Here is a 25,623-nt window from a genome sequence, read left to right as displayed (position 1 = left end):
ATATTGATATATTTTAATTGACAGGCAGCAACTGATTGTTTTTATTAAAGAATATTTTTACAACACATTGATCGATAATTTAGCTACCATGTGAATGTTTCTCGCATAGCCGAAAAGGCCAAAAAGCCATGTGATTGGAGCGCTGTTATCGCAACACAGCATTGTCGAATTATGCGACAGTATGCCTAACGAACAAGAACAAACCTGCCATGATTGCTTTTAATGTTTCTACCCTACGCATCGCAACCGCCCTCGCCCTGGTAACAACCGGGCTTGCGGCGCATGCCACCAACGGCATCAACCTGATCGGCTTCGGTGCCGAATCGACCCTGATGGGCGGTGCTGATGTCGCAGTGGCGCGTGATACCAGCGCGCTGAATACCAACCCGGCCGGACTGACGCAGATCAAGGCGCCGCTGCTGGATATGTTTGGCTCAGTGCTGCGTACCACTGACCTGGTGCACAAAGACCCCCGCAACGAAGAGCATGCGTCCAACCGCTACACTTTGCTTGGTGGTGGTGGCTATGCGCGGCCACTGGAAAATATGCCCTGTACGGCCGGCATCGGCTTGTTCGCGCAAGGCGGCGCCGGTGGCGTGTTCGACAACCTGCGTACGCCGTTTGGCAATCGCGATGATTTGTCCTCGCTGTTTGGGATCGCCAAGATTATTCCTGGTATCGGCTGTGAAGTGACTGACAAGCTCTCTCTGGGGGCCAGCCTGAATATTGTTTATGCGAGCATAGAACAGGACTTTTTTGCGAACACGTCAGTGAATGCTGTGCCCTTTGCAGGTTACAAATTAGAGGGTGCCTCCGCAGTGCGTACTGGCTTCAAGCTGGGCATGCAATATCGTGTGACCCCGGCGCTGACATTGGCTGCTTCTTATACCGAAAAAACCGAGCTGCCGATGACCGGCGGCACACTGACAGCTGACTTCACAGACGCAGGCTTAGGCAAGGTGAAGTATGCCGATGCTTCAATCAAAGGCTTCGCCTTACCACGCGAAGTGGCCGTAGGAATGGCGTTCAAACCAACAGATGACTGGCTGCTGTCATTCAAACTCAACTGGCTTAACTGGGGCGATGCGATCAATGACGTCACCCTGCGCGCCACCAAACCAAATAATGCCTCAGCGCAATCTATATATGGCAGCTCGATGGCTGCCGACTGGAAAGATCAATGGGTGGTCGCGACAGGTGTCGCTTACAACTGGGATAACCGTACCACGCTTTATGCGGGCCACAATTATGGTAAAAACCCGATTCCGCGCCAGAACTCCAGTCCTTTATTGGCAGGGACCCTTGAGCATCACCTCACCTTTGGTGCCGCACGTAAGATCGACCCGCACTGGCTGATGACTGGCGGTGTCGAATGGATGCTACCTGTCAGCGTTAAATACAACAGCCAATTATTTGGCGAGTCTGAAATCCGCAATGAAGCCATTGTGCTTCACTTCATGCTGAGCCGCCGCTGGTAATGACTTAAACACAAAGCCGCCCAAGGGCGGCTTTTTCATTCATGGCAAGGTTAAGCTGCGCGCAAGGTTTTAGCTGCCGCAACCATATTGGTCAACGCGGGCAACACTTCAGCCCATTGCCGGGTTTTCAGGCCACAATCCGGGTTTACCCACAAACGCTCGGCAGGGATACGCTCGGCAGCCTTTTGCATCAACTGCACAATATGCGCCTGGGTCGGGATATTCGGCGAGTGAATGTCATAGACGCCCGGCCCGATCTCGTTCGGATAGTTGAAATCATCAAACGCATCCAGCAACTCCATGTCTGAACGCGAGGTTTCAATGGTAATCACGTCAGCATCCATGTCAGCAATCGAAGCGATGATGTCATTAAACTCCGAATAGCACATATGCGTATGAATCTGCGTTTCATCGGCCACACCATTGGCGGTGATGCGGAATGACTCTACTGCCCACTGCAAATACTCTTTCCACTGTGACTTGCGCAATGGCAAGCCTTCACGCAAGGCGGCTTCATCAATCTGGATCACATTGATACCGGCTTTTTCCAGATCCAGCACTTCTTCACGAATCGCCAGTGCCAACTGGTAGCAGCTGACTGAACGTGGCTGGTCATCACGCACAAAAGACCAGTTGAGTATCGTCACCGGACCGGTCAACATGCCTTTCATCGGCTTGCTGGTCAGTGATTGCGCATACTTGATCCACGCTACCGTCATGGCTTGTGGACGGCTGATATCCCCAAACAGGATAGGTGGTTTGACACAACGCGAGCCATACGACTGTACCCAGCCAAACTGGCTGAAGGCATATCCCTCCAACTGCTCACCAAAATATTCCACCATATCGTTACGCTCGGCTTCACCGTGTACCAGCACATCGAGGCCTAAGGCTTCCTGTTCACGTACGCTACGCTCAATTTCGGCTTTCATCGCCTGCTGGTAAGCTGCCTGATTCAACGCCCCAGCCTTGAACTGGCTGCGGGCATGGCGTATTTCTGCCGTCTGCGGGAAAGAGCCGATGGTGGTGGTCGGATACCTGGGCAAACCAAGCAAGGCGGCCTGTTTGACGGCACGTTGTACATAATGATTTTGCCGCTGACCCAGTTGCGGTGTCAGTGTTTCCAGCGCGGCTTTCACCTGCGGCTGATGGACGCGCTTCGAGGTACGGCGTGCATCAATCGCCACCTGATTCACAGCCAAAGCCACTTTCACCGCGGCACGACCATGATTCAATGCCGTCGCCAACACCTGTAACTCATCCAGTTTTTGCTTGGCAAATGCCAGCCAGGACTTGACCTCACTATCCAGCTTCAGCTCATTATCGAGGTCCACCGGCACATGCAACAATGAGCAAGAAGGCGCCAGCCATAAACGGTCACCCAGGCGTTCGGCGATTGGCTCCAGCCAGTCCAGCGTCGCGTTCAAATCGGTTTTCCAGATATTACGGCCATTAATCACGCCCAATGAAAGTACCTTGTGCGCAGGCAACATCGCCAGCAAAGGCACAATCTCGTGGCGCGCGTTGATGGCATCAATATGCAAGCCAGCCACCGGCAAGTTCGCCACCAGGTACTGGTTATCAACCAATGGGCCAAAATAAGTCGCGAGCAGAATCTTGACACGGCTACTCTTGAGTTGGTGATAGGCCAGGTTGAATGCATGCTGCCATTCAGCCTCCAGTTCAGTCACCAGAATAGGCTCGTCTATTTGTACCCACGCCACGCCCTGCGCCGCCAACGCCTCGAGCAACTCGCTATACACCACCAGCAATTGCGGCAGCAAGGCCAGGCGGTCTGAAGCATCCTTGGCCTTACCAATCGCCAGGTAAGTCACCGGCCCGACAATCACCGGCTTGGCTTTAACATTCTGCGCCTGCGCTTCTGCCAATTGCGCCAGCAAGCGTGTCGTATCCAGCTTGAACCGTGTCTCGGCGGTGAATTCCGGCACGATATAGTGGTAGTTGGTATCAAACCATTTGGTCATCTCCCCTGCCGCCACGCCGCCGCAACAATGCGCATGCTCCTCGCCAGACCCTGCGGAACGTCCACGGGCCACACGGAAATAATTATCCAGTGGGTCGCCATGAAAAGTCTGTACACGGGCGGGCAAGTGACCGAGCGTAAAGCTCATATCCAGCACCTGATCATAAAATGCAAAGTCACCCACCGGCGCCAGGTCCAGATGCGATTGCAACGCCCAGTTGCCCTGGCGCAAGTCTTTGCCGACTTGCTTTAATGCGTCTAATGAAGACTGTCCTTTCCAATAAGCCTCTAAAGCAAATTTCAGTTCGCGTTTTGCGCCTATGCGCGGAAATCCAAGATTGTGTGTGGTGACCATGCTAGCCTCGTCAATAATCGTTTCAGAACNNCATTTCAACAATCAATTAATTTTATTCATACATAAAAACATGATTGAACGCATCCATTTAGCGATTATTCGCGAAGTCGAACGGCAAGGCTCACTGACAGCCGCCGCTGAGCATTTATTTCTCACGCAGTCGGCGCTGAGTCACTCGATAAAAAAACTGGAACAGCAACTGGGTACTGATATCTGGCTACGAGAAGGCCGCAGCCTGCGCCTGACCCAGGCCGGACAATACTTGCTGGCAGTGGCCAACCGGCTGCTACCGCAACTATCGTTAGCAGAAGAACGCTTGCGCCAGTTTGCGCAAGGCGAGCGTGGCACCTTGCGCATCGGCATGGAGTGTCACCCGTGCTACCAGTGGCTGCTCAAAGTGGTGTCACCCTACCTGGCCGCGTGGCCGGATGTGGATGTAGATGTAAAACAGAAGTTCCAGTTTGGCGGCATAGGCGCCTTGTTTGGCTATGAGATCGATATGCTGGTCACGCCTGACCCGCTATATAAACCCGGGTTGATGTTTCAACCGGTATTTGATTACGAGCAGGTGCTGGTGGTGCATGGCCAGCATGCACTGGCCCAACTGGCGTATGTGCACCCCGAACAACTCAGCAGTGAAACCTTGATCACCTACCCGGTGGATATTGATCGGCTCGATATTTACAACCAGTTTCTGCAACCGGCAGGCATCAGCCCGCAAGTACACAAATCGATAGAAACCACTGACATCATGCTGCAAATGGTCGCCAGTGGCCGCGGTGTCGCGGCCTTACCGCGCTGGCTGGTGGAAGAATATCAAAGCCGTTTCGACGTCGTGCCAGTCAAGTTAGGCGAGCAAGGCATTGCCAAGCAGATTTACCTGGGCATCCGCGAAACGGATGTGCAGATTGATTATGTGCAAGCGTTTATTCATTTGGCGCAAGGTGGAAACGCTGATCAGTCCTGACCAGCCCCAACTACCGCGATGAGCGCTTATTGCAGCGGCATCAACTGCTCACGCAGGCTATTGATGTCATTCGGTTCGCCACGCACAGTGAAAAAAGTGCCTTCTTCATCTGAGCGCTCGTTCAATACCTGGCAGGTGCTATAAATTTTGCCGCGTATCTGTTGTACGGACCAAGGCAGGAAAATCTCGGTTTCAACCAAATCCTGCTGGAAAAAATCGACAATCTTCTGCCGCAGCATCGCCACCTCATCCGGACGGCGAGCACTCATGACTATGCAATCCGGATATTTTAATCGCAGCGCGGCTTCACACTCGGCTTGCGCGGTGGCATCGCCCACATAATCTATTTTGTTAAACACACGAATACGCGGCACTACATCGGCATCGATTTCCTCAAGCACTTTATCCGTGACTTCAAGCTGACGCTCAAAACCAGGGTCGCTGGCATCGATCACGTGCAACAACAGCGCAGCATCCAGCGCCTCATCCAACGTGGATTTAAAAGAAGCCACCAGGCCATGCGGCAGGTTCTTGATAAAACCCACGGTATCGCTGACCAGCACGCGCGGCACGCTTTCCGGGTACAAGGCGCGCACCGTGGTATCCAGTGTGGCAAATAATTTGTTCGCCACCAACACCTCGCTGCCAGTGAGCGCGCGCATCAAGGTAGATTTACCGGCATTGGTATAACCCACCAGCGCCACACTCGCCATCGTCTGCCGCTCCTGGCGCCGCGCACGTTGCGTCCTGCGCTCGCCATCCATAATCACAATCTCTTGTTGCAACTCGGCAATGCGGTCGCGAATCTTGCGTCTATCCAGCTCGGTATGCGATTCGCCTGCGCCGCGACCACCCGCCCCGCTACGCTGCCGCCCCTGCGGACCCGCCAGTTTCGCCGCTTCGCGCAAACGTGGTGCCATATAACCCAGGCGCGCAATCTCCACCTGCGCACGTGCCGCACGCGAGCGGGCATTGCGGTGAAAAATCTCCAGGATGACCATGGTACGGTCCATCACCTCGCAACCGACTTCAACCTCAAGGTTACGCGCCTGTGACGGCGAAATTTCGTGGTCTACCAGCACCGCCTCAATATCGTAGGCAAGCGTATTGAAGGGTTGCGACTCTAGCTCCTCGGACATACTCTTCACATAATCACGAATTTCTTCGCGCTTACCCACACCCAGATATCCCGTGATATCAAAGCCTGTACGCTTCTGCACAAAAGTATGCACCACCCTGTAACCCAGTGTTTTAGCCAGTTCACGCAGCTCATTCAGCGAAGCCTCAAATTCACTATCGCTCACATTGGGTAGCTGCACAGCCGCCACTACGGCATATCGGATGGTTTCTTTGACTTCACTTTGCATTAGGGGATGGTATCTCTTGAATTGGGGAAGGCAGATAGTACCTGCAAAAGCAGAAAGCACCACTATGCATGGTGAGATAAAGTGTTAATAGATGATTGTAATGAGTATAACCGTAGAAACTATTGAAGAATTTAATTGCTGAGAACGCGTAGAGCGGACTCGTTTACAGTCCGCCGCATGTTCATGTTCAACATGCTTAATCTTTCGTCGGCGTACCGCAAGCGGACTGATTATATAAAATCCCAATCATCAGACTAAATATGACAACTCATATTGTTGGCATCTAATAAAAAAGCCCATCACAACGCTGATGGGCTTTTAATCTAAATCAAATACTTATGAACGACGGCGACGGGCCAAGCCTAATACCCCTAATCCAGCAAGCAAGCTAGCACTGGTGAGTGGCTCAGGCACAGGGACATAAGGTGAAAGTGAAGCAGTGACGTCTGGTCCAGTACCTACTAACTCAAAAGACCCTTTGTATAAACCATTGGTCGTATAGGCTGTGACTGTGCCACCGATAAAATCAAGCGCTGTTGCGCCATAAGATCCGCTAATCGCTGAGTCTGGATCCCACTTGAAGCTGAATGATTCAAAAGTGTTGAAACTTGTAAAGTCAAAACCAAATACGGCGCCACTACCAAAGAACACAGCGCTACCGCCAGCTGGCGCATTCACGGAAAATGGCGAACCGTCGATCACCAAGTAACTACCATCCGCGGTAATGGTACTACTAAAATCAAATACGATTTTAGAAATCTCGTAACTTGATCCATTAAAACCACCAGTTTCGATATTGAACCCATCAGCACCTGGTTCTGTGACAAAAATGGATCCAGCAGCAAAAGCCTGTGTGCATCCAAATGCCAAAGTTATAGCAACTGCAAATTTACTTATTTGTTTCATTTGCGCCTCCACTCAGTTGGGAATTACTAATAATAAAAATTACAACAACCCTTTTAAAACTAGTCATCGCTCTGAAACNNCTGAAACTATTTATCGTAATAATTAAATTTAGGATATTACTTTTTAAAAAAATTTGCAATTTCATTAGCATTAATCTATGTAAATGATTTACATACACACTTTGAACAATTTTTTGTTTATTTGGCATAAAACAATTATGCCGAAGTTTTAGCTGCCACCCAGCGCTTTATACAGCCCCACCTGGTTCTGTAATGCCTGTTGTTGTATTTGCAACGCCTGCGACTGTGCATCCAGTACGCTGCGCTGCGAATCGAGCAATTCCAGGTACGTCACCAGTCCTTGATCCAGCTTACGTTTGACCAGTTGCAAGCGGCTGCTTTCCAATTCACTTAAACGCGCCCTGGCGGCGGACTCTTCGGCAATCGCTGCGCGCGTGCTTAATACATCCATCACTTCTTTAAACGCGGTCTGGATAGTCTTTTCGTAATTAACCACTTCGATACGCTCACGGGTTTGCGCAAGGTTGAGGTTGGCTTTGTTGCGGCCATAGTTAAAGATCGGGATGGTCAATTGCGGGCTGAAAGACCAGTAGTTGCTGCCGGTATCAGAAAACAGTTTGGAGAACTCCGAGTTAACCAGGCCGACGTTGGTGGTGAGTTGCAAGCGTGGATAGAACGCAGCACGTGCAGCACCGATATTGGCATTGGCAGCTTTGAGTTGGTGCTCGGCAGCACGGATATCGGCGCGCCGGGTCAACAGGCTGGAAGGCAAGCCTGGCGTAACGTCAGCCAGTTTTAAATCCGCCAGAGGTTTGATGACTAACGGTGTGCGCTGTGATGACTCGCCGAGCAGTAAATACAAAGCATTTTGCGTGGTGGCCAGTTGTCGTTGCCATTGTGCATATTGTGCCTGCACTTGCTCGACCTGGATTTGGGCGGCTTTGACATCCAGCACCTGATCCAAACCGGCCTCAAAGCGACGCTGAGTCCGATGCAAGGTCTGTTTGCGGTCATCTAGCGTTTGCTGCGCCAGCTTGAGTTGCGCGTGTAAGGTCAGCAGGTTGACATACTGCGTGGCGATCTCGGTGATCAGGGTAGCTTGCACCGCTTGCCGGTTTTCAGTCACGGCCAGGTATTGCTCCAGCGCAGCTTGTGTCAGGCTTTTGACGCGGCCAAACACATCAATTTCGTAGTCTGAAATACCGACCCCAACGCGGTACAACTCTGCCTCAAATGCCTGGCTGGAGCTGAACACAGTGCGACTACGGTCGTACGTCAGATTGCCCTGTATGGTCGGCAGGCGGTCGGCTTTTTGTATGCCGTAAGTGGCCTTGGCTTCGTCCATGCGAAGCACGGCTGTTTTCAGGTCACGGTTATGCGCTAAGCCCACTTGTATCAGTTGCTGTAAATCGGCATCAGGGAAATAAGTTTGCCAGGGGAGCGGAGGCGCTTCAGTCACAGTCTCATTCGCTGGCTGGCCTGGGTAAGCCTCAGGCACGGGCGCAGCTGGCCGGAAATACTCAGGCATCAGCGAGCAACCGCTGGCCGAGAGAATAAAACCCAGTAACAATGTGAGTCGACTTAATTTCATGCAGCATCCTTGGTCGCCGCTGGTTTGTGCATCCAGCGCCCAACCACCATAAAAAATAACGGGACAAAAAAGATCGCCAGCAAGGTCGCCGTGACAATACCACCCAGCACGCTGGTGCCGATCGCAACTTGCGCGCCCGACGCAGCGCCAGTGGAGAATGCCAATGGAATCACACCGACACCAAAGGCCAGTGAGGTCATCACAATCGGCCGCAAGCGCTCTTTGGCTGCCAGCAAACTGGCTTCAAGCAAAGGCATGCCTTGCAGCACATGCTCGCGTGCAAACTCCACAATCAGGATAGCGTTTTTGGCAGATAAACCAATCGTCGCGATCAAGCCTACCTTGAAATAAATATCATTAGGCAAACCACGGATAGTCACGCCAAGCAAAGCGCCCAAGACGCCTAATGGCACCACCAGCATCACGGCGAACGGAATGGCCCAGCTTTCATACAAAGCCGCCAGCACCAGGAACACAATCAGGATAGACAAGCCGAACAGCATGATGGCCTGGCTGCCGGATTGCTTTTCTTCGAGTGACTGCCCGGCCCATTCGAAGCCGATGCCCTTGCCCAACCCTTGTACCAGTTTTTCGATCTTCTGCATCGCTTCGCCGCTGCTATAGCCAGGCCCGGCGCCGCCATTGATATTAAATGACGGAAAGCCATTAAAACGCGTGCGTTGTGGGGTACCCATGGCCCAGTCCAGTGTCATGATGGAAGACAGCGGTACCAGGCTGCCATCGGCAGCTTTGAGGCGAATTTTCTTGATATCTTCCAGCGTCTGGCGCTGTTTGCCATCGGCTTGAATCAGCACGCGGCGCACCTGGTTGCCATAGACAAAATCACCAAGGTAATTAGAACCAAGCAAAGTTGCCAGCGAATCATTGATTTCATCCAGCGAGATGCCCAGCGCATTGGCCTTGCTGCGGTTAAGCTGCATATTGACCACTGGCGTATCGTATAAACCGGCAAACAAGACATTGGCCAACTCGGGATGCTTGGTCGATTCGGCAATCAGCTGGTCGCGCGCTTTCATCAGGGTTTCAATACCAACGCTGGCACGATCTACCAGTTTCATGTCAAAACCGCCCACACTGCCCAGCTCAGGCAATGGCGGCGCATTCATGGCGAAAATACTTAAATTGGGTCGTCCATAAAATTGCTGGTTAACGCGGTTCACAATCGCCTGCACCTGCTGCTCGGCCTTGGGCCGCTCGGACCAATCTTTCAGCGTGATAAACAGCATGCCACTATTGGTGCTGGTGCCGTAAAAACTAAAACCGCTGACTTCAAAAATGATATCGACCGGCTCGTGTTGCTGGATATAACGGCTCATATCACCCAGCACTTCGGCGGTTTCCGCCAGTGTCGCGCCTTGTGGCAACGACACCATGACCATAAAGTTACCCTGGTCTTCTTCTGGCAAAAATGCACTCGGCAAACGCATAAACAGCCAGCCGACCAAGGTCACAATGAGTGCAAACACGCCCAACCAGCGCAATGGCTTGTTGAGCAAACCGCCGGTCAGGCGCGTGTAACGCTCGGTCATACACTTAAAGCTACGGTTAAACCAGACAAAAAAGCGTGCTTTAGGGCTGGTTTCATGGCGCAACAGCGTGACGCACAAGGCAGGTGTCAGCGACAGCGCCAGAAAGGCCGAGAAGCTGATCGACACCGACAATGCCAGTGAAAACTGGCGGTAGATATTGCCCACCGCGCCACTAAAAAAGGCCATCGGGATAAATACCGACACCAGCACAGCGGTGATACCCACCACCGCACCACTGATTTGCGACATGGCTTTAATAGTCGCTTCGCGTGCAGACAAGCCTTCATCGACAATCAGGCGCTCAACGTTTTCCACCACCACGATGGCATCATCGACCAGGATACCAATCGCCAGCACCACACCAAACATGGTCAGCACATTGATGGAATAACCCAGCCAGTACATGACGGCAAACGTCCCCATCAGGGCAATCGGCACCACGATGGTCGGAATCAGGGTCGCTCGCAGGTTCTGCATAAACAGGTACATGACCACGAATACCAGCAGCACCGCCTCAACCAGCGTTTGAATCACTTTTTTAATCGAGATAGACACAAATGCCGAGGAGTCATACGACAACTGGAACACCACATTCGGTGGAAAGTATGGCTGCATTTGTTCCATCGCGACCTTGACCCGCTTGATGGTTTCTACTGCATTCGAGCCCGGCGACAGTTTAATCGCCATGCCGGCGGCATTTTTGCCATTGACTTTAGAGCTATAGGTATAGTCACTGCTGCCCATTTCCACCCGCGCCACGTCCTTCACCAGCAAGGCCGAGCCATCCGCCTGGCTGCGCAGTGGCACATTGGCAAAGTCTTCTACCGTTTTCAGCGTGGCTTCGGCTTCGAGCGTAACACTCAATGGCGCGCCATCCGGCACACCACTGGCACCGACCTGGCCCAAGGTCAGGCGTGTATTGTAGCTACGCAAGGCATTGGATATTTCGCTGACGCTGACATTCAAGCCCGCCATTTTCTGCGGATCCGGCCAGATACGCATGGCGTACTCCGGGCTGAATGATTGCACTTTACCCACACCCTGCACGCGCTTAAGCGTAGGCATGACCGTGGCAGAGGACAACTCGCCGAGGTCAATCTCACTGTAACGGTTATCCTCTGAGGTCAGTGACACAATCAGCTGAAAGCTATCCGCCGATTTTTCCACCATGATGCCGCTACGGCGCACGATTTCAGGCAAACGCACTTCCACGCTTTTGAGGCGGTTTTGCACATCGACGGCCGCCAGATCAGGGTTGGTGCCCTGGCGGAAAGTCACGCTAATAGAAGCCATGCCCTGGTTGCTGGTGGCAGACACATACATCAGGCCTGGCATACCATTCATCTCGCGCTCGATAATCGAGGTCACAGTTTCTTCGACCACTTTGGCCGATGCGCCAGGATAAGTTGCGGCGATATTGACCACGGGCGGCGCAATATCGGGATACTGCGCAATCGGTAATTGCTTGATGGCAATCAAACCTGCCAGCACAATCAGGATGGCAATCACCCAGGCAAAAATCGGGCGATCAATAAAAAAACGACTCATGGCCTGCTTCCCTTAACTTGAGGCTTGTGTGATACCGCGCCAGTCAAGGTGCGACGGCTTTCGTGATGTTGTCTTTGGCGCTTACCTGCTTGGGCGTCACTTTTGCGCCCGCCGTTTGCATGGCGGCATTGGTCACGACCACCTGCTCACCTGCTTGCAGGCCATGCTCAATCACCCACTGTTTATCAATCACAGCACCGGTTTGCACTTCGCGTGACTCCAGCTCCTGTTTGGCATTGACCACCCATACCCGGCTGGAGAACTGGTCACGGATCAGCGCATCACGCGGAATCAGGATGGCATGCGGATTGGTCGCCTGGCGGATTTTCAAACGCACATAGGCGCCTGGCATCAGTTCCTGTTGCGGGTTGTCAAAAATGGCGCGCATCACGACAGAGTCTGTCGTCTGGTTCACAGACACATCAGAAAATGACAATTTGCCTGCGCTAGGATAAGTGGAACCATCCGGCAACATCAGGGCAATCTGCAATTGACCATTGCTGCCTTTTAACTGGCCGTCGCGCAAGGCTTTGCGCAGCGCGAACACCTCAGAAGAAGACTGTGCGAAATTGACATACACCGGGTTGATTTGCTCCACCGTGGTCATGTGCGTGGCCTCGTCTTTACCCACCAGCGCGCCTTCTGTCACCAGTGCACGGCGCGCCACGCCATCAATCGGCGCCGTCACATTGGCATAAGCCACATCCAGTTTGGCGCGATTGAGTTTAGCTTGTGCGGCAGCCACTTCGGCTTTAGCCAGTTGCGCCTCAGCCTGTGCCGCGCGGTAGTCGCGCTGACTCACTGACTGGTCACCCACCAGGGCCTGGTAGCGCTGCAATTTGTCATTGGCATTCACCAGGTTGGCTTCGGTTCTGGCCAGTTCAGCATCTGCTTCCAATTTACTGGCCTGCAATTGCTCCGGATTCAGGGCAAATAACGGTGTGCCCGCCTTCACTGTTTGCCCTTCCTGATACAGCCGTTTAGAGACAATACCGGAAACGCGCGCACGCACTTCTGCAATGCGATAGGCCTCTACACGGCCAGGTAATTCAACCTCAGCGGGGATTTCAGCGGTTTGCACGGTCACCACTTCGACCTCAGGTGCGCCAGCCGCTGCCTGAGCGGCTTCCTGCGGTTTGCTACAAGCAGAGAGTTGCAATAACAAGAGTGTGGCAACAGAGGCCGTGCTGAGAGAAAAACGGGACATGAACATGCCTTCTTACTATATAGACGTCAATATTCTATCCGTCCTTTAATAATTAATCAATCATGACTGATTAATTATTTTTTGGTATAATCCTCGCCATTGTTTGAGGAATGATAAGCCTAGAGATCATGGCCAGAAAAACCAAAGAAGATGCGCAAAAAACCCGCGACCAGATTCTGGATGCGGCTGAACACGTGTTTTACCGCAAGGGCTTTACCCTGACCACCATGGCAGATATTGCCGAAGCTGCTGCACTGTCACGCGGTGCGGTCTACGGCCATTACAAAGGCAAACTGGAAGTAGCCACCGCTATGGCAGAACGCGTGATTCAACAAGCCTCGCCGTTTCAAAGCCAACCCACCCTCAGTGCCTTAAGCAACCTCAAACAATACTGCTTGCAGGAAATCCGCAGTTATATTGAACCCAGCTCGATTCAGCGCGTATTATTTTTTTTGTATATCGGCATTGATGATTCGCCCGAATTATTGCAATTACGTTTTGCCTGGGAGAAAAAGCGCATTACACAAATAGATTGCCTGCTCAAACAGGCGATTGCGCAAACAGAACTCTCTGCCGAAGTCGATTTCGACCTGATCAGCCTGTATTGCCAGTCCATTATTGAGGGTGTGTTCAGCATTATTTATTTTGGCAGCCTCAGTGAATCACAACGCTGGCAACGTGCGGAACAACTCTGTGAATATGGACTGCAGCGCCTGTCTATGCCACTTTTCCAGCCGTAATTTAAACGTCAAGCTATTCTGCTAGCATTGACGAGCACGCCCGCCTTCCGGCAAGATAAGGGTCGGATACATTGATGACAATAAAATTGTTCAACTTTTTTGTCTGAACAAGGTCAGTATGACCACGCACGTTCATTTTTAAACGCATCACCCCGATACACACCCCTATAAAAATAACTTAAGAAAAAAATATTGCTATGGATCATAACCTGTCTCTTATTACCACCATTGCTGCCGCATTTGCGCTGGCGCTGGTGTTTGGCCTGATCGCCGAAAAACTCAAATTGCCAGCGCTGATTGGTTATCTGTTTGCTGGCATTATCATCGGCCCGGCCACCCCCGGCTTTGTGGCGGACATAGAAATCGCCTCGCAACTGTCTGAAATCGGCGTCATGCTGCTGATGTTCGGCGTTGGCCTGCACTTTTCAGTGCAAGATTTAATGTCGGTCAAACGCATCGCCCTACCCGGCGCACTGGCGCAGATGACGCTGGCGACCCTGCTCGGCATGCTGGTGGCCCATTATTGGGGCTGGAGCATGGGGCATGGCCTGGTCTTTGGCCTGTCACTCTCCTGCGCCAGTACCGTGGTGTTACTGAAAGCGCTTGAGTCCAGGCGCATCCTGGAAAGCATGAACGGCAAAATTGCTGTCGGCTGGCTGGTGGTAGAAGACATGGTGACCGTGCTGGTGCTGGTGCTGATGCCAGCCCTGGCTGGCGTTTTGGGTGGCCAGGGCGAAGCCACCAACGCCAGTGCCATTTGGGAGACCATAGGCGTTACCTTGCTTGAAATCACCGGTTTTGTAGTGGTAATGCTGGTGATAGGCAAACGTGTATTGCCCTGGCTGCTGTGGTATGTGGCAGGCACCGGCTCACGTGAATTATTTACCTTAACCGTGATTGCCGTGGCGATCGGCGTGGCCTTTTTCGCCTCATCGCTGTTTCATGTATCGTTTGCACTAGGCGCCTTTTTTGCCGGCATGATCATGCGCGAATCAGAATATAGCCATCGAGCAGCGGAAGATTCCCTGCCTTTCCGCGATGCATTTGCCGTGCTGTTTTTTGTCGCCGTCGGCATGCTGTTTGACCCTAGCATCCTGATCAAGCAACCGGTACAGGTCCTCTCTGTGGTCGCTATTATTATCTTGGGCAAATCACTGGCAGCGGTTGCGATCGTGCTGGCGCTGCGCTATCCATTGAATACAGCACTCACCGTCGCCGCCAGCCTGGGGCAAATTGGCGAGTTCTCGTTTATCCTGGCCGGACTTGGCGTGTCGCTCAACCTGCTGTCAGCAGATGGCATGAGCCTGGTGTTGGCGGGCGCACTGATTTCGATTGCCTTGAATCCGCTGGTATTTGCCTCGATCAAACCGTTGGCTAACTGGGTGGTCAATAAATCGGATGTGGCACGACGCCTGTCTTTGCGTATGGATCCCTACAGTGAGTTGCCGATGTCCACGGAACGCAAGTTTCTTGAAGGCCAGGTGGTGTTGGTCGGCTATGGCCGCGTTGGCAAGCGCATTGCACAATCGCTGACAGACTCTGCGATTCCATTTGTGGTGGCCGAGCAAAATCGCGAACTGGTGGAAAAACTGCGTAAGCAAGGCCAGCCCGCCGTGTCAGGCAACGCTGCTGACCCCATGGTATTGATACAGGCACACATCGCCAATGCGGCCATGCTGATTATTGCCACACCGGACGCCATGGATATCCGTAAAATAGTCGACATTGCCAAACAGCTCAAGCCGGACATAGAAGTGGTGATTCGTACTCACCACGAGGATGAATATCAGCGCTTGCAAAAAGACCTGGGGCAAGCCGTATTTTTCGGCGAAGAGGAACTGGCCAAAGGCATGTCTGCCCATGTGTTGCAGCGTTTCGAACGTCACGTGCTCTAAAAGGCATTAAAATCTAAATCAGGGCTGCTTCGGCAGCCTTGTTTTTTGAAACAAACACCTCGCGAAAGGCTATGATGTCATTGTATCGGCAGTCGATACGTATCGTTACATTTACGCCCAATCAAACGCAGTACAATCTTGTCAGACAAGAATAACGATATCAATATTGGTACCTATGAACACCACCTCCCTTGACGATAAATCTGGCCTTTACGCTAAATCCGGTGTATGGCTACTGGGCCTTGCCAGTCTGATGCTGGCTGCCTGCTCATCCGGCAAACCGGACAACAAACCGCCCAAAAAAACGCCAGAAGTCGGCGTAATCACCGTACAACCTGCCAGCCAGCCGATTGTGGCTGACCTGCCAGGGCGCACCAATCCGTTTATGATTTCGGAAGTCCGCCCACAAGTCGGCGGCATTATCCGCCAGCGCGCATTTACAGAAGGCGCACTGGTCAAAGCGGGCCAACTGCTTTATCAAATCGAGCCGGCGCCTTACCAGGCCAGTGCCCAAAGTGCGGCCGCCGCGCTACAAAAAACAGAAGCCTCGCTGACCACGCTCAAACTCAAAGCGGATCGTTATAAAGAACTGGTCAAAATCAATGCCGTGAGCCGGCAGGATAACGATGACGCGCAAGCCGCCTTGCAACAAGGTGAAGCCGATGTGGCTGCCGCCAGGGCAGCGCTGTCCACCGCAAAAATCAACCTGGATTTCACACGCGTGGTCTCGCCAATCACTGGTTTTGTGTCTACTTCTACCGTCACACCTGGCGCGTTGGTCACTGCCAGCCAGGACACCGCACTCACCACCGTACAGCAACTGGACCCGATTTATGTCGATGTGATTCAGTCAAGCAGTGATTTGCTCAAACTCAAACGTGATATTGCCAGCGGCAAACTGAGCAGCACATCGCAAAAAGAAATCCCTGTCCGTGTCGTACTCGAAGATGGCTCCACATACGCCCACGCCGGAAAACTCAAATTCAACGGCATTAGTGTCAACACCACCTCTGGGGCGGTCACACTGCGTGCGGTGGTGCCTAACCCGGAAGGCATTTTGCTGCCCGGCATGTATGTGCATGCCCTGATTGATGTCGCTGAAGAAAAAGCGGCCATCCTGGTGCCGCAACGTGCTGTGACCAGAAATACACGTGGTGAGCCCACGGTGCTCCTGGTGGACAATACGCAAAAAGTGATTCAGCAAACCCTGGAAACCAGTGGCGCACAAGGTGACAACTGGCGTGTCACACACGGCCTGCAAGCGGGTGACCGCGTGATTATGGATGGGCTACAAGGCATCAGCGTAGGCAGCGAAGTGAAGGCGGTGCCCTTTGTCGCGACCAGCCATCCAGATGTAGCAACACCGGCCATGGCAACAAGACCGTCTACCGTGAACCCTGCCCGCTAACCAGAAGAGAATTTAACTATGGCGTCTTTTTTTATCCAACGCCCTATCTTTGCCTGGGTGATTGCAATTGTCATCATGCTGGCGGGCATAGGCGCAATTGAGTGGCTCCCGCTGGAGCAATACCCGGATATTGCACCACCACGCGTCTCTATCAATGCCACCTATACCGGCGCCGCGGCCGACACCATTGAAAACTCGGTGACGCAAGTGATTGAGCAGTACATGAAGGGCATCGATAACCTGACCTATATGTCTGCCAGCAGCACTTCTTCAGGCACCGCCAATATCAGCCTGACCTTTGATGCGGGCACCAATCCTGACGTCGCACAAATGCAGGTGCAGAATAAACTGCAACAAGCCATGCCCAGGCTACCGCAGATTGTACAAAGCCAGGGGGTGACGGTGGCCAAAACCGGCATCGACTTCCTGATGATGATTTCACTCATGTCTGACAGCCCTACGGTGCGCGCCATTGATATCGGTGATTATATTTCGAGCAACCTGATCGACCAGATCAGCCGCCTCGATGGCGTCGGCGATGTACAGACCCTGAGCGCAGGCTATGCCATGCGCATCTGGCTGGATCCGGCCCGGCTGCAAAAATACAACCTGATTCCTTCCGATATTTCAGCGGCCGTACAGGCGCAGAATACCGAAGTCTCCTCTGGCCAGTTAGGCGCCCTGCCTTCGGTAAAAGGCCAAGGCTTGAATGCGCCCATTACCGCACGCAGCAAACTGCAAACCGTAGAGCAATTCAACCAGATTATCGTTAAATCCGGCGCAGACGGTTATGTGGTGCATTTGTCGGATGTAGCCCGCGTTGAATTAGGCGCCGAGAGCTACACACCGGTCGCCAACCTCAATGGTAAAACCTCAGCAGCCTTTGGGGTCAAACTCGCGTCCGGTGCCAATGCACTGGCCACCGCGCAAGCCGTGAAAGACAAGCTGGCAGCGCTGGAGCCTTATTTTCCGCCTGAACTGAAACTCAGCATCCATATCCCTTATGACACCACGCCATTTGTGCGTATTTCCATCAAGGAAGTCGTCAAGTCGCTGGTAGAAGCCATCCTGCTGGTCATTATCATTATGTATGTGTTTTTGCAGAACCTGCGTGCGACGCTGATTCCGGCCATTGCCGTACCGGTAGTGCTACTCGGTACCTTTGGCGTACTGGCCGCGTTTGGCTTTTCGATTAACACGCTGACTATGTTTGGCCTGGTACTGGCGATTGGCTTGCTGGTAGATGATGCCATTGTGGTGGTGGAAAACGTCGAACGTGTGATGCGTGAAGAAGGTCTGAGCCCGAAAGAAGCCACGCGTAAATCCATGGGTGAAATTACCAGCGCGCTGGTCGGTATTTCACTGGTGCTATCCGCCGTATTTATTCCCATGGCCTTTTTCGGCGGTGCCACCGGCGTGATTTACCGCCAGTTCTCTATCACCATTGTCTCTGCCATGTTGTTATCTGTGCTGGTCGCGCTGACATTGACCCCAGCCCTGTGTGCGACCATGCTCACACCGTCAAATCATAGCCATACTGCAACAGGTGGCCTGTTTGGCTGGTTTTTCCGCTGGTTCAACCCGGCGTTTGAAACATTTGCCAATGGCTACCAGGCCATCGTCGAGAAAATCCTGCGCCAGAAGCTATTCACCATGCTGCTGTATGCCAGCATTCTGGCCTTGCTGGCTTTCCTATTCCTGCGCTTACCCAGCTCCTTCCTGCCGACGGAGGACCAGGGTATCCTCATGGCGCAGATTCAATTGCCGGTCGGTGCCACCGATAGCAGGATGCAGCGTGTGTTGCGACAAATCGAGCATTACCTGGATGGTCAGGAAGCAGTCATTGATGAATATTTAACCATTGCCGGCCTCGGCCAGGGCGGTGGCGGTAGCCAAAACACCGGCCGTGCCTTTATCCGCCTCAAGGACTGGTCACTGCGTGGCGAAGGCCAGGACGCCGCGTCACTCGCAGATAAGATGACCAAAGCCTTGTCCAAGATCCGTGATGCCAAGCTGTTTGTGAACCAGCCAGCGCCCGTACGCGGCCTGGGCCAGGGCTCCGGCTTTACGCTCGAGCTCAAGGATGTCGGCGGCCTCGGGCACCAGGCACTGATGGAGGCCAGAAACCAATTTGTCCAACTGGCGGCAGACAACCCGAAACTGAACCGGGTGCGCCCAAGCGGACTGGATGATACGCCGATGTTCAGGCTCAATATTGATGACCAGAAAACCGGCATTTATAACCTGACCACCGCCAATATCAACTCCACACTGTCTATCGCCATGGGCGGCACTTATGTGAATGACTTCATCAACAAGGGCCGCGTCAAAAAAGTCTATTTGCAGGGGGATGCGCCTTACCGCATGCAGCCTGAAGACATTGACCGCTGGTATGTACGCAACAGCACCAACGACATGGTGCCGTTCTCTGCGTTCTCCAATACCCGTTGGGTATCGGGCTCGCCCTTGCTCGAACGCTATAACGGTATTTCTTCCGTTGAAATCGTCGGCGAAGCGGCCAAAGGCACCAGCACCGGCGAAGCCATGCGCATTGCTGAAGGCATTATCAAGCAACTACCGGCAGGCATCGGCTATGAGTGGAGTGCGCAGTCCTACCAGGAAAGACTGTCAGGTTCACAGGCGCCCCTGTTGTATGCGGTGTCTGTGGTGTTTGTGTTTTTGTGCCTGGCCGCGTTATATGAAAGCTGGGCGGTGCCTTTCTCCGTCATTATGGTCGTGCCTCTGGGCATCCTGGGCGCCGTGCTGGCAACCAGTTTGCGTGGCATGACAGCCGACGTTTACTTCCAGGTGGGCCTGTTGACGACCATCGGCCTGTCAGCGAAAAATGCCATTCTGATTGTAGAGTTCGCCAAGCATCTGCAAGAGCGTGGCCAGCCTTTACTGACTGCCACCCTGGAGGCCGTGAAACTGCGCTTGCGGCCCATCCTCATGACCTCGCTCGCCTTTGTCTTTGGTGTGCTGCCGCTGGCCTTCAGTGAAGGCGCAGGCGCGGTGAGCCGCCAGGCGATTGGCACCGGCGTACTCGGCGGCATGTTGATGGCCACCTTCCTCGGCATCTTTTTTGTGCCGCTGTTTTATGTGCTGATACGTTCGCTGTTCCCTTACCAGCCTGATCCAGATGCCATCGCACATGGATAACCTTATGATGAAACCAAGCACACATACATTACTTGGCACTGCAAAATTACCAATCAAATTACTGGCCATGATAACGCTGTCACTTGGCCTGAGCAGTTGTATCGACCTGGCGCCGTTTTATACACGGCCAGCCTCACCGGTTCCGGCAACGCTAGGCACGGTAGAAAGCGATCCCAAAGCCTTTACTGATCTGCCGTGGCAATCCTTTATCAGTGATGAAAAGCTGCGCCAGGTGGTTGACCTCGCCTTAAAAAATAACCGCGACCTGCAGGTGGCTGCACTGACCATAGAACGGTCACGTGCCCTCTACCAGGTGCAACGTGCCGACCTGTTTCCGACCATCGCTGCGAGTGTCACAGAAACGGCCTCCAAAGGTATGGCCAGTGCAGCAAACAATACTGCAGGCAATACCTCAGGGGCGACCACTGGCACGGCGGGCAGCAGCAATAGCAGTGGCAATATCTCGCATATTTACCGTGCAACCGTAGGCTTTAGTGCATATGAGCTGGATCTGTTCGGCCGCATACGCAACCTGAACCAGCAGGCCTTGCAAACGTTTTATGCCAATGAAGATAATCGCCACAGCACACAGATCAGCCTGATTGCCGAAGTAGCGACCGCCTGGCTGACCCTGGCGGCAGACAAAAAGCGACTCGCGATTGCCGAGCAAACCCAGCAAAGCCAGCAAGCCACTTACGATATCAACCAGAAAATGTTTGAACTGGGTGTTGCCAATGCGCTGACCTTAAAGCAACTGCAAACCAGTGTCGATAGTGCACGCGTGGCAGTGGCCACCTACAATATGCAAATCAAGCAGGACATCAACGCACTCAACCTGCTGGCGGGTAGCATGGTGCCTGAACAGTGGTTGCCAGCAGGCAACTTGTCCAGCGTGGTCGCTACCACAGCCTTACCTGCCGGAGTCAGCTCGCAAACCTTACAGCAACGGCCAGATGTCCGTGCGGCAGAACACTTGCTGGAAGGCGCCAATGCCAATATCGGTGCATTACGCGCGGCCTTCTTCCCCACCATCAGCCTGACCACCACGGTCGGTTCAGCCAGTACCGAATTATCCGGCCTGTTTGCCAAAAATTCCGGCATCTGGACCTTTGTGCCACAAGTCAGCGTACCGCTGTTTAACGCGGGGCGTAACCGTGCCAATTTGACCTCAGCAGAGAAAAACCGCGATATTCTGCTCGCACAATACGAAAAAACCGTGCAAACTGCGTTCCGCGAAGTGGCGGACGTGTTGGTGCAGCGTGAAGGTTTGCAAGCACAACTGGACGCCCAGCACTCACTCACCGCTGCTGCGAATGCGGCATTCCAGCTGGCTGATGTCCGCTTTAAAAATGGGGTCGACAATTACCTGGTGGTGCTGGATGCACAGCGCACGCTTTATACTGCAGAGCAATCGCTGGTCACGTTGCAATTAAGTGACGCCGCTAGCCAGCTGACCTTGTATAAGGTCATGGGCGGCGGTTGGCATTAGTGAGTGCATGCATGAACATCATCGTTTTAAACATTAAAGATAAAGATAACCACCAAGTCGCGCACACTTCTTGCTTGGTGCCTAGTGATGAACACAGAAATATCCCCTGCCCAAACCATTACCTTGGCCAAAATCAGACATATCGAGGAGCTGGAGCGACTCGATAGCTGTATCGCATTTGTCGAAAAAATTGGCCAGTTGATCCACCTGATCCAGGCCGAACGTGGTGCTAGCTGCCTCTATATTGCCTCCAATGGGCGACGCTTTGCACCAGAGCGCGCTGACATTATTACGCAAAACCAGGCCATGGAAGCCAGCTTTAGAGAGGCGCTGCAACAGCACTTGCATAGAAACGCGCTGGCAGATGCCAAGCAATTGACGCTGACCTCGTGGATCTTGCTAGGCCTGGACCAACTGACTTCTTTGCGGCATCAGATCACTTTGCAAAAAATCAGCTTTGCAGACTGCATCGAATCGTTTAGCCGCCTGATCGGCAGCCTGATTGCACTGATCTTTGAGATCACCGACAGCTCGGTCAACAGCAAGATTTCCACCTGTTTGCTGACGCTTTACAACCTGATCCAGGGCAAGGAATTTGCCGGGCAGGAGCGTGCAGTGGGTGCCTATATGTTTGGTTCAGGCAGCCTGCAACTGCCGCATCAGCAAAAGCTGTTTGAACTCATCGCCCAGCAAGACCGTCATTTTGATTTATTCTGCCAGTTTGGCAGTGAAGAGGTACGCCAGTCATGGCTTGCGCTGCAGGCGACCGCCTGGCACCAGCAACATCAAAAATACCGCACCAAACTGAGCGCAGCCAAAGACCAGCAGACGCTCAATCCCAGCAGCGCAGATATCTGGTTTGAATTGTGCAGCCAGCGTTTAAGCGCCATGTGGCAGATTCAATGTCAGCTCATCCAAACCATGCATGAGTTGTTGGCAGGGCTGGCTAGCAAAGCCAAGAGCGACTTTGAGCAAACCCGGCAATATTTGGATGCCATTCAGGCAACACCGGCCGCTGCGCTCAACAGCACCTTTTTCAACCTGGCGATTCCAGTTGAAAATGCCTTGAATTTTCAGACGCATGATACGTCGCAGGCGTATCCGATGGCCTCCATGATTACGCTGCTGCAACAGCAGTCGCGGCAAATTGCCGAGATGGAAAGTGAGTTGTCTGATACCAAAAAGGCGCTCGCCGAACGCAAGCTGATCGAACGTGCCAAAGGCCTGTTAATGAGCACGCGCGGGCTGAATGAAATGGAAGCGTATAAAACCATGCGCAGCATTGCCATGGAGCAAAACCGCAAGATTATTGATGTCGCTGAAAACATTTTGGCGCATCACGCACAACCGGGCTAAACGCCCGTCAAATTGGTGCATCCGCACACGTATGGTGCGGACAGCACCGCGCTGAAAAGGTTGCATAAAAATGCAACAATCCATAAAAACCAATATAGAACAATCACTTAGAAATAACGCTTCAGCTGGCACGGCAATTGCTAATTTGGCTTGAGGCTTCAGCTAACGGCGGTTGAAAATCTCGTGTGATACCAGCCTGGGATGTAGCGTGGCTGGGCAGTAAACAAGTCGAATGACTTGTGCAGTAAAAGGACAAAGGCGTCCTGAGTGTAGACAAAAAAACAGTCTGCATTCAGGACGCCTTTTTGTTTTTTAACTTTCCCAATTGATTGATGATTAAGGAGCAGCAATGAGCAGTTCTGACAAAAATAATGTGACACCCACTTCAACGGTCACCGAAGTATCCACCACCGAGCAAGTAGACCAGCAGCGCCGTCACTTTTTCATGAATACCCTGGCAGGTGCATTTGGCGCGGCTGCCATGATGAACATGGTGCCCTCTGCGATTCGCAGCCAGGCTTGGGCAGCAGGCTCAGATGCCCCTGAAATCACTGAGGTGAAAGTAGGCTTTATTCCGCTGACGGACTGTGCGCCGATTATTGTCGCCTCACAAATGGGCTTCGATAAAAAATACGGCATCAAAATTGTCCCCTCCAAAGAAGCCTCATGGGCGGGTGTACGCGACAAAATGGTGAACGGTGAGTTGCATGCAGCGCACGTGTTATACGGCCTGATCTACGGTGTGCAACTAGGTATCGGCGGCCAGCAAAAAGACATGAACATTTTGATGACGCTGAACCACAACGGTCAGGGCATCACACTGGCTAACCAGCTGAAAGAAAAAGGCGTGACCAGTGGCGGGACGCTCAAGCGCCTGCTAGATAACGAAAACCGCGACTTTACTTTTGCCCAGACCTTCCCGACCGGCACACACGCCATGTGGTTGTATTACTGGCTGGCCAGTTATGGCATCAATCCGATGCAAGACGTGAAAACCATTGTGGTGCCTCCGCCACAAATGGTCGCCAACATGCGCATCGGCAATATGGACGGCTACTGCGTAGGCGAGCCATGGAACGCACGCGCCATCTACGACAAGATTGGTTTTACCGTCGCCACCACCCAGGACATCTGGGCCGATCACCCGGAAAAAGTACTCGGCACCACCACTGAGTTTGCGGCCAAAAACCCGAATACCGCACTGGCACTGACCAAAGCGATTCTGGAAGCCTGCCGCTATATCGATGCGACTAAAAACCGCCCGGAAGTGGCCAAACTGATTGCAGGCAAAGCCTACGTCAATGCGCCAGAAGAGGTGATTGAAGGTCGCTTCCTCGGCCACTACGACAATGGTATCGGCAAAAAATGGGAAGACCCGAACTACATGAAATTCTTCAATGACGGCAAGGTCAACTTCCCTTACCTGTCTGATGGCATGTGGTTCCTGACACAGCACAAACGCTGGGGCTTGTTGAAGTCTGACCCTGACTACCTGGGCATCGCGAAAAAGGTCAACCGTATCGACATTTATACCGAAGCAGCCAAATCACTGGGCATTGCGGTGCCAGATGCCATGCGCAGCAGCAAGCTGATCGATGGCGTGGTCTGGGATGGCAAGGACCCGAAAGCCTATGCCAGCAGCTTCAAGGTGAAAGCCTAATCTTTAAAGGAGAGTCACCATGAATGTCGTCAGCTTGAAGAAAGAAAACATCATGCAAAAAAGCGAGGAAGCTGTCACCACAGCACCTGCGCAACCAGTTGTTGCTGTGGTTACCCCTCTCTCAACCACAGCTGCAAAAGCCACCGCGCCCAAGCGCGGGGCATGGGTGGCAACGGCTAAACGAGGATTTGAATGGCTGTTGCCGCCTGTGATTGGCTTGATGGTATTCGCAGCCATCTGGGCCACGGTAGCCGCGCTGACACAAGGCTTGCCAGGCCCGGTCAAAACCTGGCAATCGGCTGTCGAGCTGTTCAGCGACCCGTTTTATATCAACAATCCGAATGACATGGGCATAGGCTGGAACATTCTGAGCTCACTGCAACGTGTGGCAACGGGTTTTGGCCTGGCAGCGATTGTCGGTATCCCGATGGGCTTTGTGATTGGCCGCTATGCCTTTATGTCCAGAATGGCGGCACCGATTATCAGCCTGCTCAAACCGGTGTCACCGCTGGCCTGGCTGCCCATTGGCCTGCTGGTATTCAAGGCCGCCAACCCTGCGGCGATCTGGGTGATCTTCATTACCGCCGTGTGGCCGATGATTATCAACACCGCCGTCGGTGTGAGCAAAGTACCGCAAGACTATATGAATGTGGCCAAAGTGCTCAACCTGTCCGAATGGAAAGTCGTGACCAAAATTCTGCTGCCTTATGTCATGCCTTACATGATGACCGGTGTCCGCTTATCAATTGGCGCAGCCTGGCTGGTGATTGTGGCGGCAGAAATGCTGACTGGCGGCATGGGTATCGGCTTCTGGGTATGGGATGAGTGGAACAACCTCAATGTAGAACACATCATCATCGCCATTTTTATTGTTGGCATTGTCGGTTTGTTACTCGAACAATTGCTGGTGCTAGTGGCAAAACGCTACAGCTACGAATAACCC

Annotated in this window: 16 protein-coding genes; 10 read left to right on the top strand and 6 right to left on the bottom strand. The window is 52.9% G+C overall.

Translation table 11 applies throughout. The features are described 5' to 3' along the window. Nucleotides 1-209 precede the first annotated feature (209 nt). Nucleotides 210-1,478: an OmpP1/FadL family transporter gene (locus B3355_RS09675; RefSeq protein WP_292783174.1), complete on the top strand. Its 1,269-nt coding sequence runs from the start codon at nucleotides 210-212 to the stop codon at nucleotides 1,476-1,478. 50 nt (nucleotides 1,479-1,528) lie between these two features. Here the strand turns inward: B3355_RS09675 and metE are convergent, their stop codons facing one another. Next, a complete protein-coding gene (gene metE, locus B3355_RS09670; RefSeq protein ID WP_292783172.1) occupies nucleotides 1,529-3,817 on the bottom strand; it encodes a 5-methyltetrahydropteroyltriglutamate--homocysteine S-methyltransferase in 2,289 nt (762 codons plus the stop codon). Nucleotides 3,818-3,887: 70 nt separating this feature from the next. Here metE and B3355_RS09665 point away from each other — a divergent pair, with 70 nt between their 5' ends. Continuing rightward, entirely contained in the window at nucleotides 3,888-4,784 is an 897-nt protein-coding gene (locus tag B3355_RS09665) for a LysR family transcriptional regulator (RefSeq protein WP_292783170.1), read from the top strand. Nucleotides 4,785-4,810: 26 nt separating this feature from the next. Here the strand turns inward: B3355_RS09665 and hflX are convergent, their stop codons facing one another. The 5 genes from hflX to B3355_RS09640 all read right to left on the bottom strand — a co-directional run bounded on the left by hflX (nucleotide 4,811) and on the right by B3355_RS09640 (nucleotide 12,973). Continuing rightward, the gene (gene hflX / locus B3355_RS09660; protein WP_292783168.1) at nucleotides 4,811-6,151 is read right to left on the bottom strand and encodes a GTPase HflX; all 1,341 of its coding nucleotides are present in this window, start codon (nucleotides 6,149-6,151) and stop codon (nucleotides 4,811-4,813) included. 336 nt (nucleotides 6,152-6,487) lie between these two features. Next, a complete protein-coding gene (locus B3355_RS09655) occupies nucleotides 6,488-7,057 on the bottom strand; it encodes a PEP-CTERM sorting domain-containing protein (protein ID WP_047517185.1) in 570 nt (189 codons plus the stop codon). A 228-nt stretch (nucleotides 7,058-7,285) separates the two neighbouring features. Then, on the bottom strand, nucleotides 7,286-8,668 hold the full coding sequence (locus tag B3355_RS09650) for an efflux transporter outer membrane subunit (RefSeq protein WP_292783164.1): 1,383 nt from the start codon (nucleotides 8,666-8,668) through the stop codon (nucleotides 7,286-7,288). Beyond that, the gene (locus B3355_RS09645; RefSeq protein ID WP_292783162.1) at nucleotides 8,665-11,766 is read right to left on the bottom strand and encodes a multidrug efflux RND transporter permease subunit; all 3,102 of its coding nucleotides are present in this window, start codon (nucleotides 11,764-11,766) and stop codon (nucleotides 8,665-8,667) included. Before B3355_RS09645 ends, B3355_RS09650 begins: the two co-directional genes overlap by 4 nt. Before the next feature lie 43 nt (nucleotides 11,767-11,809). Then, nucleotides 11,810-12,973, bottom strand: a complete 1,164-nt coding sequence (locus B3355_RS09640; RefSeq protein WP_292783160.1) for an efflux RND transporter periplasmic adaptor subunit — start codon at nucleotides 12,971-12,973, stop codon at nucleotides 11,810-11,812. A gap of 128 nt (nucleotides 12,974-13,101) precedes the next feature. On the opposite strand from B3355_RS09640, the gene B3355_RS09635 reads away from it, so the two are divergent. The 8 genes from B3355_RS09635 (at nucleotide 13,102) to ntrB (ending at nucleotide 25,620) form a co-directional block, all read left to right on the top strand. Continuing rightward, entirely contained in the window at nucleotides 13,102-13,713 is a 612-nt protein-coding gene (locus tag B3355_RS09635) for a TetR family transcriptional regulator (protein WP_292783158.1), read from the top strand. 197 nt (nucleotides 13,714-13,910) lie between these two features. Beyond that, a complete protein-coding gene (ybaL, locus tag B3355_RS09630) occupies nucleotides 13,911-15,608 on the top strand; it encodes a YbaL family putative K(+) efflux transporter (RefSeq protein WP_019882901.1) in 1,698 nt (565 codons plus the stop codon). Between the two features lie 175 nt (nucleotides 15,609-15,783). After that, a complete protein-coding gene (locus tag B3355_RS09625) occupies nucleotides 15,784-17,016 on the top strand; it encodes an efflux RND transporter periplasmic adaptor subunit (RefSeq protein WP_292783155.1) in 1,233 nt (410 codons plus the stop codon). An 18-nt stretch (nucleotides 17,017-17,034) separates the two neighbouring features. Beyond that, nucleotides 17,035-20,175, top strand: a complete 3,141-nt coding sequence (locus B3355_RS09620; RefSeq protein WP_292783153.1) for an efflux RND transporter permease subunit — start codon at nucleotides 17,035-17,037, stop codon at nucleotides 20,173-20,175. Nucleotides 20,176-20,179: 4 nt separating this feature from the next. Next, nucleotides 20,180-21,664 (top strand): efflux transporter outer membrane subunit, encoded by a 1,485-nt coding sequence (locus tag B3355_RS09615; protein ID WP_414683418.1) that lies wholly within the window; start codon nucleotides 20,180-20,182, stop codon nucleotides 21,662-21,664. A gap of 87 nt (nucleotides 21,665-21,751) precedes the next feature. Beyond that, on the top strand, nucleotides 21,752-23,020 hold the full coding sequence (locus B3355_RS09610) for a nitrate regulatory protein (RefSeq protein WP_292783148.1): 1,269 nt from the start codon (nucleotides 21,752-21,754) through the stop codon (nucleotides 23,018-23,020). 349 nt (nucleotides 23,021-23,369) lie between these two features. Beyond that, a complete protein-coding gene (locus B3355_RS09605) occupies nucleotides 23,370-24,680 on the top strand; it encodes a CmpA/NrtA family ABC transporter substrate-binding protein (RefSeq protein ID WP_292783145.1) in 1,311 nt (436 codons plus the stop codon). A gap of 19 nt (nucleotides 24,681-24,699) precedes the next feature. After that, complete coding sequence (gene ntrB / locus B3355_RS09600) at nucleotides 24,700-25,620, top strand: nitrate ABC transporter permease (protein ID WP_019882908.1); 921 nt, start codon at nucleotides 24,700-24,702, stop codon at nucleotides 25,618-25,620. Nucleotides 25,621-25,623 lie beyond the last annotated feature (3 nt).

The sequence above is a fragment of the Methylophilus sp. UBA6697 genome, assembly GCF_002454655.1.
Lineage (GTDB): Bacteria > Pseudomonadota > Gammaproteobacteria > Burkholderiales > Methylophilaceae > Methylophilus.
The sequence above is the reverse complement of the archived record's forward strand: the minus strand, read 5'-3'. Positions and strand labels throughout refer to the sequence as shown.

Excerpts from the sequence above, each read along its gene's own strand:
- B3355_RS09675 (WP_292783174.1), top strand. The coding sequence starts at position 210 with ATGATTGCTTTTAATGTTTCTACCCTACGCATCGCAACCGCCCTCGCC.
- metE (WP_292783172.1), bottom strand. The coding sequence starts at position 3,817 with ATGGTCACCACACACAATCTTGGATTTCCGCGCATAGGCGCAAAACGC.
- B3355_RS09665 (WP_292783170.1), top strand. The coding sequence starts at position 3,888 with ATGATTGAACGCATCCATTTAGCGATTATTCGCGAAGTCGAACGGCAA.
- hflX (WP_292783168.1), bottom strand. The coding sequence starts at position 6,151 with ATGCAAAGTGAAGTCAAAGAAACCATCCGATATGCCGTAGTGGCGGCT.
- B3355_RS09655 (WP_047517185.1), bottom strand. The coding sequence starts at position 7,057 with ATGAAACAAATAAGTAAATTTGCAGTTGCTATAACTTTGGCATTTGGA.
- B3355_RS09650 (WP_292783164.1), bottom strand. The coding sequence starts at position 8,668 with ATGAAATTAAGTCGACTCACATTGTTACTGGGTTTTATTCTCTCGGCC.
- B3355_RS09645 (WP_292783162.1), bottom strand. The coding sequence starts at position 11,766 with ATGAGTCGTTTTTTTATTGATCGCCCGATTTTTGCCTGGGTGATTGCC.
- B3355_RS09640 (WP_292783160.1), bottom strand. The coding sequence starts at position 12,973 with ATGTCCCGTTTTTCTCTCAGCACGGCCTCTGTTGCCACACTCTTGTTA.
- B3355_RS09635 (WP_292783158.1), top strand. The coding sequence starts at position 13,102 with ATGGCCAGAAAAACCAAAGAAGATGCGCAAAAAACCCGCGACCAGATT.
- ybaL (WP_019882901.1), top strand. The coding sequence starts at position 13,911 with ATGGATCATAACCTGTCTCTTATTACCACCATTGCTGCCGCATTTGCG.
- B3355_RS09625 (WP_292783155.1), top strand. The coding sequence starts at position 15,784 with ATGAACACCACCTCCCTTGACGATAAATCTGGCCTTTACGCTAAATCC.
- B3355_RS09620 (WP_292783153.1), top strand. The coding sequence starts at position 17,035 with ATGGCGTCTTTTTTTATCCAACGCCCTATCTTTGCCTGGGTGATTGCA.
- B3355_RS09615 (WP_414683418.1), top strand. The coding sequence starts at position 20,180 with ATGATGAAACCAAGCACACATACATTACTTGGCACTGCAAAATTACCA.
- B3355_RS09610 (WP_292783148.1), top strand. The coding sequence starts at position 21,752 with ATGAACACAGAAATATCCCCTGCCCAAACCATTACCTTGGCCAAAATC.
- B3355_RS09605 (WP_292783145.1), top strand. The coding sequence starts at position 23,370 with ATGAGCAGTTCTGACAAAAATAATGTGACACCCACTTCAACGGTCACC.
- ntrB (WP_019882908.1), top strand. The coding sequence starts at position 24,700 with ATGAATGTCGTCAGCTTGAAGAAAGAAAACATCATGCAAAAAAGCGAG.